Below are 15,320 nucleotides of genomic sequence, written 5' to 3'. Positions count from 1 at the left end.
AAAGCCGATCAACCGATGTTGCGGCAGACATATTTGATGTTGGTGAAGGCTTCCAGCCCGTGGCGGGAGCCCTCGCGCTCAAGGCCCGCCTGCTTGACCCCGCCAAAGGGGATGGGCGCGCCGGTGATCTTGGTGCGGTTGACCGCCACCATGCCGAATTCGAGACCGCGCGACAGGCGCGCGATGCGGCCGGGATCCTGCGTGTGCAGATAGGCGGCAAGGCCCGTCTCGGTATCGTTCGCCTTTTCGAGCATGTCCGCTTCGTCGTCGAAGGGGGTGAAGGCGGCAATCGGGCCAAAGGTCTCCTGGCGGAATATGAGCGCGGTTTCGGGCACATCGGCCAGAACCGTGGGATCGAAGAAGGTGGGGCCGTGCCGCGACACGTTTCCGCCCGTTACCAGACGCGCGCCTTTTGCCAGTGCATCTTCAACCTGTTCTTTCTGCTTGGCGACCGCGCGCTCATGGATGAGCGGACCGATATCGGGATCGGTGAGGCCGTTGCCGATTGTCAGTTCCTCGACCCTGCGGGCAAAGGCTGCGACGAACGCGTCATAAATGGAGCGCTCGATATAGAAGCGGTTGGCGGCAAGGCAGTCCTGCCCGGAGGTGGCGAACTTGGCCGAGATGGCGCTCTCGACCGCGTGATCGAGGTCGCAATCGGCAAAGGCGATGAAGGGTGCATGGCCGCCAAGTTCCATGACAAGGCGTTTGACGGTGGGGGCGGACTGCTCATAGAGGAGCCGACCGATTTCTGTGGAACCGGTGAAGGAAAGGGCGCGCACATGCTTTGAGGCGGTCATCGCGCCCACCACTTCGGCGGCCCTTGCCGGTGAGCACGTTGAAGACACCGGCAGGCACACCGGCACGTTCGGCAAGCTCTGCAAGGGCGAGTGCTGAGAAGGGCGTTTCCGACGAGGGATGGGACACGACCGTGCAGCCGGCGGCAAGCGCCGCCGCCGCCTTGCGGGTGAGCATGGCGGAGGGGAAGTTCCACGGTGTGATGAGGGCCGCAACGCCCACCGGCTCGCGCGAAACCTGCATGTCGGCATCCGCCAGGTGCGAGGCGACGCTCTCGACCGAAATGCGTTTGGCCTCCTCCGCATAGAAGGAGACGAAAGAGGCGGCGTAATCGATCTCGCCGCGCGCTTCCGACAGGGGCTTGCCCTGTTCCAGAACCATGAGATGGGCAAGGTCCTCTTTTGCCGCGACGATCAGATCGTACCAGCGCATCAGGATCTGCGCGCGCTCCTGCGGGAGAAGGGCAGCCCATGTGGAGAATGCCTTGTGGGCTGCTTCTATGGTGTCATCGACCTGCCCGGCGGTGAGTGCTGGAACACAGCCGAGCCGCGCGCCATCGGCGGGATTATGGACATCCACGACCGGGTCGCCGGGGGCGGCGATCCAGTGGCCGTTCGCATAGGCGTATTCGCGGAAAAGACGCGGATCGGCGAGATCGGAAAGGGCGGTTTTCTGTAGGGCGGCAAATGCGGTCATCGGCTTTCTCCCAAGCGGATTTCCAGTGTTCGGTTCGACTGGAATCATGCCGCCTGAGGCGCCAAATTTTCTGACAATTCTGGCAGGGTGTGCCGATGTTTCTTCTGAACTTCGTGGCCTGCGCCCGCTATTCCTTCTGCGTGGCCTCGTCGGTGCTCACCAGAACGCCAAGCGGGAACGGGCCCGGCTGCTTGACCGGCTTGGTGACGATGTAGGTGAAATAGCGCGCGAGCCCCACATTCATCTCCAGAAGCCGGTCGACCAGCCGCTGATAGGTGTCGATGTCGCGGGCGATGATCTGCAGGATATAGTCGAACCCGCCGCCCACAGCCCAGCAGCCCATAATTTCATCGATGTCCTGAACGCTGCGCTCGAATCGCTGAAAGTCCTCGGCGCGGTGGCCGGCAAGCTCTGCCGCCATGAAGACCGCGATGTGGGGTGCGAGCTTCGCCAGCGCCACTTCGGCGCGGTAACCGGTGATGATGCCCGCCTTCTCAAGGCGTTTGAGCCGTTCCCAGCAGGGGGCGGGCGTGAGGTTCACGCGTTCGGCCAGCGCCGCCTTGGAAATGCGGCCTTCCCTTTGAAGGATACCGAGAATCTTGAGATCGCGATCGTCGAGCTTGAGCATGGTCAGCTCTGGATCGTCTTACCGGCCTTCGCTGTCAAGGCCCGGGCGCGTGCAAAAGTGGCGATGGCCGTGTCCTGCGCGCCTGTTCCGGTGAGATCGCAGATGGTGATCTGGTCGTCGCTCGTGCGGCCGGTTCTGGCTCCGGAAACAATTTCACCGAGTTCCGGTGGCGTGCCGCCCTTCCAGGTGCCGGCGCAGATGGCGGCTGCCAGTTCACCGAGTTTCTCGCACTGGCTCACGCGGTCGGCGACATAGAGATCGGCGCGGGCAAGGGCTGTCGGCTCGATCTCGTTCTTGCCTTCCTGATCGGAGCCCATGGCTGTGATGTGGAGGCGGGGGTGCAGCCATTCGGCCTTGAGAACAGGTTCTCGCGCCGGCGTGGTGGTGACGACAAGCTGGCTTTCGGCGACGAGACGGGCCGGGTCCGTCTCGGCATTTGCGTCGATGCCGAGGGTTTTGGCCAGATCGGCGGCGCAGGCTTTTGCCTTTTCCGCGTCGCGCCCCCAGACGAGAAGGCGGGAGAAAGGGCGCACCTGATGCGCGGCGATCATCTGCAGGCGGGCCTGAACGCCGGTTCCCATCACGCCGGCGGTTTCGACCGTCACTGGCGCAAGGTGGCGGGCGGCGACCGCGCCGGCGGCGGCGGTGCGCACATCGGTGAGAAATCCGTTGTCGAGCAGAAGTGCTTCCACAAGCCCGGTTTTTGCCGAAAACAGGATCATCAGCCCGTTGAGGCTCGGCAGGCCGATTTTCGGATTGTCGAAAAAGCCGGGGCTGACCTTGATGGCGAACCCGTCGAAGCCTGGAATATAGGCCGTCTTCACATCCACCTCGCCGTGAACCTGCGGAATGTCCATGGAGAGGATGGGCGGCATGATGACGGAGCCCGAGGCGAGTGCGCGGAAGGCTTCTTCCACCACGTCGATGGCTTCGAGATCGAGCTGGATCGCCTTGCGCAGATCGGTTTCGGTCAGAACGAGAATGTCATGCGGCATGGGATGCTCCCTTGATGATCGTGTCGCCGAGCGCAACGTCGCGGCCACAGACGATGTCGGTGAAGACCTGCATGTCGACATTGCGCCCGGTGATGAGCGTGGCGGTGGGGCCGATTCTTCCGGAGATCTTGCCCGCCATGAGCGCGGCGGCACCGACGGCACTCGCCCCTTCGCACACCAGCCGGTCTTCGAAATAATGCGCCTGCATGGCGCGATAGATTTCTTCTTCGGTGACGAGAACGACATCATCGAGATGGTCGCGGCAGAGCGCGAAGGAATGGCGGTTTTCGAGCCCGATCCCGCCGCCGAGCGAATCGGCGAGGCTCGCCACCTCGGTGACAGCGACCGGCATTCCAGCGGCAAGCGAGGCGTGCATGGCCGCACCCCGGTCCATGGTGATGCCGATGACGCGGATGGAAGGTTTGATCGTCTTCAGCGCGAACGCGATACCGCCGGCGAGGCCGCCGCCAGACAGCGGGATGAGAACGGTTTCGAGATCCGGGCGCTGTTCCAGAAGTTCGAGCCCGATCGTGCCCTGACCGGCGATCACGGCCAGATCGTCGAAGGGCGAGATTTCGCAAAACCCTTCTTCATCGGCGAGGCGGCGGCTTTCGACCTGCGCCTCGTCCTGGCTTTCGCCGATGATGCGGGGCCTCTGCGCCAAGCGCCCTGATGCCGGCGATCTTTGCCTCCGGCACGAGCTTTGACATGCATATGACGGCGCGCAAGCCACGCGCGCGGGCGGCATAGGCGACGGCGCGGCCATGATTGCCGGTGGAACAGCAGGTGACGCCGGTGGCGTCGTCCGGCAGGGTAAGCACCGCATTGGCGGCACCGCGCAGCTTGAAAGCACCGCTTGCCTGCCCGATTTCGAGCTTGAGAAGAACCTCGTCCCCGGCAAGCCGGCTGAGAAAGGGCGAGGGCGGGAGCGGCGTGTCGAGCGATGCAATGGCTCTGATGCGACGGCGGGCGGCCAGAATGTCTGCCAGCGCAAGCGTTGCCCTGTGGCTCATGAAAAACTCCCGGATTGTCTACGAGGCAGCGTGATGTTTGGATTTGTACACAACATCATTTTCGCAGGAATAGAAACAACGACATCCAATGTCGTTTTCGTGCGATTCCAGCGCTGAAAAATATGATGATGGGGTAGTTGTACACAAGGTTGCGAATGCCTTTCCGGTGTACGGTTTCGCCGGGTGCACAAGCGTCCGGTCTTTCGCTTTTTGGAGGAACCATGCCAGCAGCCGAAATGCCCTTCAGCGCGCAGGAATATGCCGCACGCCTGGAAAAGACCCGCAACGCCATGGAGGCGCAGGGTATCGATGTCCTGTTCGTGGAGGATCCCTCCAACATGGCCTGGCTGACGGGCTATGACGGGTGGTCGTTCTATGTCCATCAGGGTGTGATCGTCTTCAAGGATGCCGATCCGATCTGGTGGGGCCGCTCCATGGACGGAAACGGCGCCGTGCGCACGGTCTACATGGATGACGACCGGGTGCTGCGCTATCCCGACCATTATGTGCAGGCCAACACGCTGCATCCGATGCAGCACCTGGCCGAAATCCTGCGCGCCCATGGTTTTGGCAACAAGCGGATCGGCGTGGAGCTGGAAAACTACTATTTCTCCGCCAAGGCCTATCTTGTCCTGAAGGAAGAACTGCCCAACGCGACCTTTGTGGATGCCACGGCGCTGGTGAACTGGCAGCGGGCGGTGAAATCCGACGAAGAGATCGTCTTCATGCGCCGCGCGGCGCGGATTTCGGAAAAGATGATCGACGGTATTGTCGAACGCATCGAACCGGGCCTGAAGAAGAACGATCTGGTGGCGGAAATCTATGCCGACGCCATTCGCGGTGTCGATGACGACTGGGGCGAATATCCGGCCATCGTGCCGCTTCTGCCGACCGGCTCCGACGCGGCTGCGCCGCATCTGACCTGGGACGGGCGCCGCTTCGAGCAGGGGCACGCGACCTTCTTCGAGATCGCCGGCTGCTACCGCCGCTACCACGCGCCGCTCTGCCGCACCGTCTTTCTCGGCACGCCGCCGCAGCACATGCTGGATGCGGAGAAGGCGCTGGTGGAAGGCATCGAGGCAGGACTGGAGATGGCGCGTCCGGGCAATCGTGCCGGCCAGATCGCCGATGCGCTTTATGGCGCGCTGGAGCGGGCCGGCATCACGCGTGACGGGCGCTGCGGTTATCCGATCGGCATTTCCTATCCGCCCGACTGGGGCGAGCGCACCATTTCGCTGCGCCGTGAGGACGAAACTATTCTGGAAGCGGGCATGACCTTCCATTTCATGCCGGGCCTGTGGATGGCCGACTGGGGGCTGGAAATCACCGAAAGCATTCTGATCACCGAAGATGGGCCAGCCGAGGCGCTGTGCCGCCGCCCGCGCGAACTGATCGTGAAGACCTGATCCATGCGGTCCGAAACGCTTGATAACACGACGCGCATTCTGTCCGATCTGGTGGGGTTTCCTACCATTTCGGCAGACAGCAATCTGGAAATGATCGCCTATGCGAGCGAGCTTTTGAGCGCGCTCGGTGCCAGGCTATCGATGACGCTCGACGAGAGCGGGCACAAGGCAAACCTGTTTGCCACGCTCGGACCCGAAGGAGATGGCGGCATCGTGCTTTCGGGCCATTCCGATGTGGTGCCGGTCGAGGGGCAGGAGTGGACAGGCGATCCCTTTGCCATGCGTGAGGCGGATGGCAGGCTTTATGGCCGTGGCACCTGTGACATGAAAGGCTTCATCGCCTGCACCCTTGCCATGGCGCCGAACTTTGCCGAGCTGGACCTCAAAAGGCCACTGCATTTCGCGTTCACCTATGACGAGGAGGTGGGGTGTTTTGGCGCGCGCGCGCTGGTGGAGGAACTGGAGCGGGCCGAGGTCCGGCCCTCCGTCGCCATTATCGGCGAGCCGACCATGATGCGCATCATCGAAGGCCACAAGGGCTGTTTCGAATACACGACCGAGTTTCGCGGGCTTGCCGGCCATGCCTCTTCGCCTGAACGCGGCGTCAACGCGGTTGAATATGCCGTGCGCTATATTTCGCGACTCATGGCGCTGGCCGAGGAGCTGAAGACGCGCGCGCCCAAGGGCAACCGGTTCGACCCGCCCTGGACGACGCTTCAGGTGGGCACGATCTCGGGCGGTGCGGCGCGCAATGTGATCGCCGACCATTGTTCGGTGGAATGGGAAATGCGCCCGGTGCGCAATGAGGATGCGGATTTTGTGAAAGACCGCATTCGCACTTTTGTCGAAGCCGAGCTGAAACCGGCCATGCGAGCGGTGTTCGAGGGGGCCGACATTGTGACCCATGTGATCGGTGAGGTGGACGGGCTGGAGCCGGTAACCGAATCGGAGGCGCGCCAGATCGTCTCCGAGCTTACCGGCCTTACCGAGGCGGAAGTGGTGGCGTTCGGCACGGAGGCAGGGCTTTTCCAGAAAGCGGGTATTTCCTCCGTGATCTGTGGGCCGGGCTCGATAGAGCAAGCGCACAAGGCAGACGAGTTCGTCTCGCTGGAACAGCTCGATGAATGTCTCGGCATGCTGGAACGGCTGGGCAGGAAGGTGAGCTGAGGGCGATGGAGCGAGAACGATGACAGGCGAGGCTCGCGCGCGGTTTGAGCGGATCTACACGCTTTTGCGCGAGCGCATCTGCCTGCTCGACTATCCGCCGGGCATGCGGCTGCGCGAAGAAGACCTCGCCGAGGAATTCGATACAAGCCGCACGCCGATCCGCCGGGTTCTGGCCCGGCTCGAAGACGAAGGCTATCTGCGCTCGGTCCATGGCGTGGGCACCATCGTCACGGATATCGACATTGCCTCGCTGGAACAGGTCTATCGCCTGCGAGTGGAACTTTCCGAACTGCTTGGCAAGGTTTCACCGGCAGAGCCCGATGAGGACGCGAGGCACGCCTTTGCCACGATGAAATCGCGCTGCGAGGCTCTGGTCAAAACGCCGAGCCAGCGCGCGTTTGCGCAGCTCAACATGGATTTCTTCCATCTCCTGATGACGTTGACGGAGAACGAGCCGCTGCAGGAGTTCTCCGAACGACTTTACTACCAGACGACGAGGATCTGGCTGAAACGCGCTGCCGGCGAGGACGGCACGGAAGAAACGCTGGCCAGCGAGATTGGTTTTCTCCTGCGCGAGGTCTCCGACATTGCCGCTGCGGTTGCCTGCGGGGCGCTCGAAAGCGTCGGGCAGATCCGCCGCGCCCATGTGGCGATGAGCTTTGCCCGGCTGAAGGCCCGGGCCGGCGACGAGGTGGAGACCGGCTCTCCTTAAGACATTTCCCGCGCCAGCGCGCTCAGATCGGGCAGATCGGTTGCCCCGCCGACCCGCATGACGGCTTCCGCCCCGCAGCGATTGCCCGCTTCAAGGCAATCTTCGAGCGGTTTGCCGGAAAGCCACGCATCTATGAAGCCGGCATTGAACGCGTCTCCGGCGCCCGTGGAATCGATTACATTTACGGGCTGCGTCGGCATCGAGACCGTGTTGTCCGCGCTGATGGCGATGGAACCCTCCGGCCCGCGCTTGACGACAGTGAGTGGGGCGGGCGGATTCTTGCCGGGGGAAATGGCAAGCCGCTGCGCCTCCGTCTCGTTGGGCAGGAATATGTCCACGGCGCCGATCAGCGAGGCGAGATCGTCTCGGGCCAGAACCGCATCGTCCCAGGAACAGTCGAGCGAGATGGATAGCCCGGCACCGCGCGCCTGCTCGATGAGGAAGGGCGCTTCCACCAGCGTGGCGAGCTCGCCGATATGGAGATGGGCAAAACCGCCGCTGGCGATGGCTCGTGCAAATGTCTCCGGCACGGCGGGCCCGGCGCGCCGGGTGAGGAAGGCGCGTTCCGTGCCCGATGTCATGGCCACGGTGATCTGCGGATCGAGCGTGTCGGGCATGGGCTGCGAAGCCGAAAGATCGATGCCGCTTGCCTCAAGCTCTTTCATCAGTGCTGCGGCGAATGGCCCGGAGGGCAATGCCGATGCCAGCGAGACCGGACGACCGAGGGCCGCCACATAGGCAGCGGTAATGAACGCGCCGCCGCCGGGCTTTATGGACAGGCCGCCCGCGAAGACTTCCTCTCCCAGCGTTGGCATCTTCGGGAGTTCCGTGAAGATGAGATCGCAGTAAAGCCGGCCCACGCTCAGGACGCGGCCTGACCGGTTGGCTTGCATCACGGCAGCGCCTCCCCGGATTTCGCGTCAAACAGGTGCATTTCGCCGGACTTCGCCGTGAGTTTCACCGGTTCGCCGGCCTTTGGTGGCTTGCGGCCGGAAGCCTTTGCGATCACTTCATGACCGTTGACGCCGACATAGACCAGCGTGTCCGCGCCGAGCGGTTCGACAATGTTGACGGTGCCGGAGAAAAGCCCCTTGCCACCGGTCACGACAAGGTCGTCGGGACGGATGCCGAGGATCACGTCCGCCCCTTCCGAGGCGCTGCGTTCGGGCAGATCGATGCCGAGCCCGTCGCCGAGTTTCACGCCCTTTCCGGCCCAGTTGCCCGGCAGCATGTTCATGGATGGGGCGCCGATGAACTGGGCGACGAAGGTGTTTGCCGGCTTGTGGTAGACCTCAAGCGGCGTGCCGACCTGCTGGATATAGCCATCCTTCATGATGACGATCCGGTCGGCCATGGTCATGGCTTCGACCTGGTCGTGCGTCACGAAAATGATCGTGTTTCCAACGCGTTGGTGCAGCTTCTTGATTTCAAGGCGCATCTGGGTGCGCAGTTGGGCATCGAGATTGGAGAGCGGCTCGTCGAACAGGAAGACGGCGGGATCGCGCACCATGGCACGGCCGATGGCGACGCGCTGCCGCTGCCCGCCCGAGAGCTGGTTTGGCCGGCGCTCCAGAAGATCGGTCATGCCGAGAATGGCGGCCACCTCGTCGATGCGCTTGTCCTTGGCTTCTTTTGAAAGCCTGGACGTGCGCAGGCCAAAGCCAATGTTCTTGCGCACCGACATATGCGGATAGATCGCATAGTTCTGGAACACCATGGCGATGTCGCGCTCCTTGGGCTCCAGATTGTTGACGAGGCGCTCGCCGATGTGGATTTCGCCTCCGCTGATCTCCTCAAGGCCGGCGATCATGCGCAGTGTCGTGGATTTGCCGCAGCCGGACGGGCCGACAAAGACGACGAATTCACCATCGGCCACGTCGAGATTGATGCCGTGAAGCACCTCGACCTTGCCGTAGGATTTGACGAGATTGCGTAGGGACAAGGTGGCCAAGGGTCTACTCCTGCAAGAGAGCGCCGAAAGCGGCGTCGAGCGCGGCTCCGGCTTTTTCGGCGCGGGCAAGGTCCGCTGCCTGTTGTTCTGAAAGGCGGGTGAGGGTGGCGCGATAGGTTTGAAGCGCCTCGTTCATGGCTTCGGGTCCCGGACCGCCGAAACGCTCGCGCACCGCAACGAAATGGCGTGCGCTGACGGCCTCGCCATAGGCTGCGGGGTCGAGCGTGCTGTCGCGCCCGGTCAGTTCCCGGAAGGCCTTAGAGAAGGCGTCATGACCTTCGCCAAGCGGTTTGCCGGCGGCAATGACGGCGCGGGCCGTGGTGGCTGCGATTTCGTGTGCCTGCCGGAAAGAGAGCCCCTCGCGGCGCACCAGCGTGTCGGCGAGTTCGGTCACCGTGATGCAGGCGGCATCGATATTTTTCGCCACGCGGTCACCATCGATGGAGACGGCGCTGACGAGCGCTGCCAGAAGATCGAGGACGCGTGCGCCGCTCTGGAAAGCCGCATATCCGGCCACCTGAACCTCGCCCTCGCTGTCGTTCATGTCGGTGAAGGGCGTGTTGTGCATCGTGTTGACGACCGCGTCCGCGCGCCCGCAGGTCATCGACGCAAGATGGCGCAGATGCTCGATGGGCACGGGATTGCGCTTCTGCGGCATGATGGATGAAATCTGCACGAGACTGCCGGGCACATGAAGCTGTCCCACCTCGAAGGCCGACCAGAACTGCATGTCCTGGATCAGGCGCCCGAGATGCAGGAAAGTGAGCTTCATCGCGCTGTAGAGGCCGGTGACATAGTCAACGGATGCAATGCAGCCATAGGAATTGCGCAGCGGCTCGGAAAAGCCCAGAAGATCGGCCATGCGGGCGCGGTCGATGGGGAAGCCGCTGGTGGTGATGGCGGCAGCCCCCATTGGGCAATGATCGATATTGGCGCGGGCGGCCTGCAGGCGCTCGATGTCGCGCAGAAGCACCTCGACGGCCGCCGACAGATAGTGGCCGAAGGTGGAGGGCTGGGCCGGCTGGCCGTGCGTGTAGGCAACGATCAGCGTGTCGCGTTCGGCTTCGGCCTTGGCGATGAGGGCTGAGGCCAACGAATGCGCCTTGCCGATCAGCGTGTCGGCATGGTGCTTCAAGGTGAGCTTGAAGACCGTGTGGTCCATGTCGTTGCGCGAGCGGGCCGTGTGCAGCATGCCGGCAAGATCCGGCCCAAGCCGCTTTTTGAGCTCCGCCTCGACGAGGAAGAAATAGTCTTCCACCTCGCCGGTATAGGTGAGGGCGTCGACATCGACAGTTTCGTCAATGTCGACGAGGGCGGCTGCGATGCGTTTCGCATCCTCGCGGGCAAGGATGTCGGTTTCCGTCAGCATCACCAGATGCGCCCGGTTGATGGCGCGGAACGCACCCACATAATTGGCCTTCACGCCTTCAAAGAGCGGTGCCAGCACCGTGTCCTTGTAGACGGGATGGGGGAATTTCTCGTTCAGACTCATTATGCGCTTATCCCTTGAGGCCGGCCATGACAACGCCGCGGATGATGAAGCGCTGGAAGATGAGGAAGACGACCAGTGTGGGCAGTGTGGAAATGGCCGCACCCGTCATGATCAGTTCCCAGGCCACGTCCACCTCGTCGCCGAAGCTCGAGAGCCCCACAGGCAGCGTGTACATCTCCACCGAATTGGTGACGATCAGCGGCCAGATGAAGGCGGTCCAGTTGCCGAGAAAGACGAAGATCGCGAGGGCGGCGAGCGCCGGGCGCACGAGCGGCATGGCCACCTGCCACCAGATCTGGAACTCGTTCAGCCCGTCGATGCGTGCAGCTTCCAGGAAATCGTCGGGAACAGTTTCGAAGAACTGCTTCATGAGGAAGGTGCCGAAGGCGGTCATGACACCGGGGAACATGATGCCCCAATAGGTGTCGAGCCAGCCAAAGCTCTTGCTCATGAGATACCACGGGATGACCAGCATCTCGGTCGGGATCATCAATGTCGAGAGAATGGCGATGAAGACCAGATAGCGGCCGGGGAATTTGAACTTGCACAGCGCATACCCCACCAGCGCGTCGAAAAAGACGGCGGATGCGGTGGTGACGATGGAGATCACCAGCGAGTTGACGAACCAGCGATAGAAGCGTCCGTCTTCGAGCACATAGGTGTAGTTCTCGATGGTCGGCTCTTCGGGGATCAGGTTCAGATTGTAGACCTCGAAGGGGAATTTCAGCGAGGTCGAGACCATGAACACGATGGGCATGATCATGAGAATGCCGCCGCCGAACAGGAGCGCCCAGCGGATGAACTGTCCCATATTGCGCCGGGAGTTGCGCGAGGATCCGGAGAAAAGCGCGTCGGTGGAAGGCTTTACGGCGATGTCCTGACTGGCCATGTCAGCTATCCTTCAAAAGTCGAAGCTGGATCAGGCTGACGACCAGCAGAATGGTGAAAAGCACGACGGTCTGCGCTGCCGCGTAGCCCATGTTGAAGCCGTTGAAGGCGGTGTCGTAGATCAGAAGCACAAGCGGCTTGGTGGAGTTCAGCGGACCGCCCGGATTGTTGGTGGTCATGTTGAAAACCTGATCAAAGATCCGCAGGAAACCGATCGAGGAAAAGACCACCAGAAACACGATGGTGGGCTTCAGAAGCGGGATGGTGATCTCGGTGAGAACCGTCCATGTGGACACGCCATCGATGCGCGCGGCCTCGTAATAGCTCTGCGGAATGGCGCGCAGGCCCCGCCATGAAGATGATGACCTGAAAGCCGAGGCCGGCCCAGACTGCGCAGGCCAGAACCGAGGGCAGGGCATTGGTGGTCGAGCTCAGAAACTCGATCTGGCCGATGCCGAAACTTGCCAGAAAATTGTTGAACACGCCGATGGGGACCGGCTGGTAGAACCAGCGCCACACCCAGGCCATGGCGACAGCACTCGTCATGAAGGGCAGGAAATAGAGCGCACGGATGGTGCCGTGCATGAACCGCACCTTGTCGAGATGATAGGCGATGATGAAGGACAGGACGAGGCTGACCGGCGTGCCCAGGATCAGATACAGGAAGGTGTTCTTGAACACTTTCCAGAAGACTGGATCGCTGAACAGTTTGGCGTAATTTTCAAGGCCCACATATTTCCGGTCGCCAAGAAGGTTCCATTCCTGAAAGGACAGAACGAAGGCATTGGCTGTCGGATAAAAGCGGATGACAACGTAGAAGAGAACCGGCAGGGCAAGGAAGATCCAGGCCCAGACGATCTGCTTCTGCGAGATGGTGAGATTGTTGTAAAAGCGCATGGCCCCGTCCCGAATTTCGTTGGGCGCCCGGCTGGCCGGACGCCCGAAAGGCCTTATTTCTTGTAGTATTCGTCGAGGACTTTCTGCTCTTCCTCGGCGGCCTGCGAGACGCTCTCTTCAAGCGCCTGACCCTGCAGTTCGATGCGCTGCATCATGTCCACCATGGCCTGACGCTGGGCGCTTTCATTGGCGAAAACGGTGGTCTTTGCGTATTCCAGACCCTTGATGAAGGGGCCATAGACCGGGTGGTTGACGTTTTCGTCGGTCATGGCGGCAGACGGCTTGGCTGGCAGTTCGCCGACGGTCTCAAGCCAGATCTGCATGGCCTCGTCGGAGGTGAGGTACTCCATGAACTTGACGGCGGCATCGAACTTCTCGCCTTCCGCCTTGGAGGTGATTGCGTTCACCCAGTAGGAGGAATAGTTCGATTTGGTGCCATCGGGCCCGGCGGGAAGCTCGGCCACGCCCCATTTGAGACCGCGCACGCTTTCCAGCGCGCCGATGCGGAAGGAACCGTCAATGTGCATGCCGGCGCGGCCTGCCTTGAAGGCGGCCTGCGGCTCGTCCATGAAGGCAGCCTTGGTCACGCCATGCTTGGCCTGCAGATCATTATAGAAACCAAAGGCTTTCAGCCCGGCCTCATTGTTGTAGTTGACGGTCTTGTAGTTATCCAGATAGGGCTCGCCGCCGAACTGGCGGATCAGCACTTCGCGGATCCAGTGATGGTCCTGCGCGGTCATGCCGGTGGTCAGGCCGACGGCGGTCAGATTGCCCGCACCGTCCTTCTTGGTGAGTTTCTTCGCGGTTTCGACAAGCTCGTCGAGATTGGCCGGCGGGTTCTCGATGCCGGCTTCATCGAACATGCGCTTATTGTAGAAGAGCGCCAGCGAGCGCACTGCGGTTGGCAGGGCCCAGTAGCTGTCGCCCATCCGCATGGCCTTGACCATGGGGAAGAACTCTTCCTCGATCTTTTCCGGCGGGAACGTTTCGGCCGGCAGGGGCTGAATCAGCTCGGCTTCCACATAGTCGTTGAGCCAGCCATAGAAGAGCTGGACGACGTCGGGGCCCTGTCCGGCGGGAATGGCCGCGGCAACCTTGGTGCGATAGCTGTCATAGGGGAAATGCGTCATCTTGACGGTGATGTCGGGATTGGCTGCCTCGAAATTCTCGATCAGCTTGTCCATCGCATTGACGCGGGCTTCGAAGAAATACTGCCAGTACTCGATCTCGACCGCTGATGCGCTGCCTGCGGCCATGGTCATGGCTGCCGTTGCGGCACCCAGCATGAAGGTCCGTAGTCTGTTGAGTTTCATCCTGCTTGCTCCCTTTGAACGCTGCCCGAAATCTGCCGGCCAGCCTGTCACCCTCTGTTCATCCGTCTCGATGAGGCGGAATGTCCATTCATCGACGATTAACTCAATCAAGTTGAATATTCAAGTTAGTTGAATTAATAAGCAGATATGAAGATCAACAATCCCCGTCGCATCGTCGGTTCCAATGCCGAGCGCACGCGTCTGCATAACCGGCAGGTGGTGCTGGGGCTTGTGCGTGAGCACCAGCCGATCGGCCGCGCGGAGCTTGCTCGGTTCTCCGGGCTTTCCACGCAGGCGGTCAGCAACATCATCGCGGAGCTGGAGGAGGATGGATTTCTGGCGGAAGCCGGCCGACATTCGTCGGGCAGGGGGCTGCCGGTCCTTCAATACCGTCTCAACGGTGATGGCGCGGCCGCACTGGGCATCGAGGTGCGGCCCGACGCCATGTTCGGCGCGCTGGTCAATCTTGCCGGTGAAACGCTCTACACCACACGCGTCGCGCTGCCGCACAACGATCCGAAAACCGTCCTGTCGATCGCCCAGTCGATCCTGAGCGAGGCACTCAAGGCAAGCTGCGGCTCTGGCCAGCGGCTGCTTGGCGCCGGTGTCGTGATGCCGGGGCCATTCGGCAATGTGGGCATATCGGGTGCGGGACAGTCCGCGCTGCATGGCTGGAGCGATGTGGATGCGGCAGCGCTTTTCGAGGAAGCGCTCGACATGGCCGTGGTGGTGGAGAATGACGCCACGGCGGCAGCGGTGGCCGAGCGCGTGCGCGGCATCGCTGGCGGACTTCGCACCTTCTGCTTTCTCTATTTCGGAGCGGGCCTGGGGCTCGGCGTGGTCGAGGATGGCGAGGTGCGGCGCGGTGCGTTCGGCAATGCAGGCGAGATCGGCCATGTGATCGTCACGCCCGACGGTCGTCAATGTGCCTGTGGGAACCGGGGATGCCTTGAAACCTATGCCAGCCGGATCGCGGCGCGGGAGCAGCTGGCAAAGGCCGGCATCGCCATTGCGAGCGTTTCTGATATCGAGCGGCTTTATGAGGCGAACGACCCGCATTTGATGGCGTGGATCAACGAGGCTGCCGGACCGCTTTCACAGGCGATCGGACTGATCGAAAACCTGTTCGATCCCGAAACCGTGATTTTGGGCGGTGCCATGCCCGATGCGGTGCTCGATCATCTGATTTCCGCGCTCTACCTGCCGGCCGGGTCGGTGGCTGCCAGCGACCGGCGCGCCACACCACGTGTCCAGCGCGGCGCCTGCGGGCGTCTCACCGCCGCTCTAGGCGGGGCAGCACTCGTCATCCACGACACCATCACACCGCGCATTGCCGCGAAAACTTGATTCTCTGGGAGGTTCAG

11 protein-coding genes and 3 pseudogenes are annotated in these 15,320 nt (G+C 62.1%); 4 read left to right on the top strand and 10 right to left on the bottom strand.

What is annotated here, in order from left to right; genetic code table 11:
- Nucleotides 1-8: 8 nt before the first annotated feature.
- From AB2N04_RS12910 to eutB, 4 genes and pseudogenes are all read right to left on the bottom strand, one after another.
- A pseudogene (locus tag AB2N04_RS12910) lies at nucleotides 9-1,494 on the bottom strand (NAD-dependent succinate-semialdehyde dehydrogenase).
- A 127-nt stretch (nucleotides 1,495-1,621) separates the two neighbouring features.
- The gene (locus tag AB2N04_RS12905) at nucleotides 1,622-2,122 is read right to left on the bottom strand and encodes an Lrp/AsnC family transcriptional regulator (protein WP_367714852.1); all 501 of its coding nucleotides are present in this window, start codon (nucleotides 2,120-2,122) and stop codon (nucleotides 1,622-1,624) included.
- A gap of 2 nt (nucleotides 2,123-2,124) precedes the next feature.
- Nucleotides 2,125-3,117: a cyclodeaminase gene (locus AB2N04_RS12900; RefSeq protein WP_367714851.1), complete on the bottom strand. Its 993-nt coding sequence runs from the start codon at nucleotides 3,115-3,117 to the stop codon at nucleotides 2,125-2,127.
- Nucleotides 3,107-4,130: pseudogene (eutB, locus tag AB2N04_RS12895) on the bottom strand (hydroxyectoine utilization dehydratase EutB). Before eutB ends, AB2N04_RS12900 begins: the two are co-directional and overlap by 11 nt.
- 221 nt (nucleotides 4,131-4,351) lie before the next feature.
- Here eutB and doeA point away from each other — a divergent pair.
- Genes doeA through AB2N04_RS12880 form a run of 3 tightly spaced genes read left to right on the top strand, consistent with a single transcriptional unit; the run spans nucleotide 4,352 to nucleotide 7,415 of the window.
- Nucleotides 4,352-5,536, top strand: coding sequence for an ectoine hydrolase DoeA (gene doeA / locus AB2N04_RS12890; protein ID WP_367714850.1), 1,185 nt, complete (start codon nucleotides 4,352-4,354; stop codon nucleotides 5,534-5,536).
- Between the two features lie 3 nt (nucleotides 5,537-5,539).
- The gene (gene argE / locus AB2N04_RS12885) at nucleotides 5,540-6,703 is read left to right on the top strand and encodes an acetylornithine deacetylase (protein ID WP_367714849.1); all 1,164 of its coding nucleotides are present in this window, start codon (nucleotides 5,540-5,542) and stop codon (nucleotides 6,701-6,703) included.
- Between the two features lie 19 nt (nucleotides 6,704-6,722).
- Entirely contained in the window at nucleotides 6,723-7,415 is a 693-nt protein-coding gene (locus AB2N04_RS12880; RefSeq protein WP_367714848.1) for a GntR family transcriptional regulator, read from the top strand.
- On the opposite strand, the gene AB2N04_RS12875 is transcribed toward AB2N04_RS12880, so the two are convergent.
- From AB2N04_RS12875 to AB2N04_RS12850, 6 genes and pseudogenes are all read right to left on the bottom strand, one after another.
- A complete protein-coding gene (locus AB2N04_RS12875; RefSeq protein WP_367718809.1) occupies nucleotides 7,412-8,308 on the bottom strand; it encodes a carbohydrate kinase family protein in 897 nt (298 codons plus the stop codon). The two genes, AB2N04_RS12880 and AB2N04_RS12875, sit on opposite strands and share 4 nt — an antisense overlap.
- Nucleotides 8,308-9,366: an ABC transporter ATP-binding protein gene (locus AB2N04_RS12870; protein ID WP_367714847.1), complete on the bottom strand. Its 1,059-nt coding sequence runs from the start codon at nucleotides 9,364-9,366 to the stop codon at nucleotides 8,308-8,310. Before AB2N04_RS12870 ends, AB2N04_RS12875 begins: the two co-directional genes overlap by 1 nt.
- Before the next feature lie 4 nt (nucleotides 9,367-9,370).
- Nucleotides 9,371-10,858 carry an argininosuccinate lyase gene (argH, locus tag AB2N04_RS12865; protein ID WP_367714846.1) on the bottom strand — a complete coding sequence of 496 codons (1,488 nt, stop codon included), beginning with the start codon at nucleotides 10,856-10,858 and terminating at the stop codon, nucleotides 9,371-9,373.
- A 7-nt stretch (nucleotides 10,859-10,865) separates the two neighbouring features.
- On the bottom strand, nucleotides 10,866-11,747 hold the full coding sequence (locus tag AB2N04_RS12860) for a carbohydrate ABC transporter permease (protein WP_367714845.1): 882 nt from the start codon (nucleotides 11,745-11,747) through the stop codon (nucleotides 10,866-10,868).
- A gap of 1 nt (nucleotide 11,748) precedes the next feature.
- Nucleotides 11,749-12,643, bottom strand: a pseudogene (locus AB2N04_RS12855) (carbohydrate ABC transporter permease).
- Nucleotides 12,644-12,696: 53 nt separating this feature from the next.
- Nucleotides 12,697-13,956: an extracellular solute-binding protein gene (locus tag AB2N04_RS12850; protein ID WP_367714844.1), complete on the bottom strand. Its 1,260-nt coding sequence runs from the start codon at nucleotides 13,954-13,956 to the stop codon at nucleotides 12,697-12,699.
- Between the two features lie 147 nt (nucleotides 13,957-14,103).
- Here AB2N04_RS12850 and AB2N04_RS12845 point away from each other — a divergent pair, with 147 nt between their 5' ends.
- The gene (locus AB2N04_RS12845; protein WP_367714843.1) at nucleotides 14,104-15,303 is read left to right on the top strand and encodes an ROK family protein; all 1,200 of its coding nucleotides are present in this window, start codon (nucleotides 14,104-14,106) and stop codon (nucleotides 15,301-15,303) included.
- Nucleotides 15,304-15,320 lie beyond the last annotated feature (17 nt).

The organism is Nitratireductor sp. GISD-1A_MAKvit (assembly GCF_040819555.1).
Taxonomy (GTDB): Bacteria; Pseudomonadota; Alphaproteobacteria; order Rhizobiales; family Rhizobiaceae; genus Nitratireductor.
This window is presented reverse-complemented; position numbering and strand designations above follow the sequence as displayed.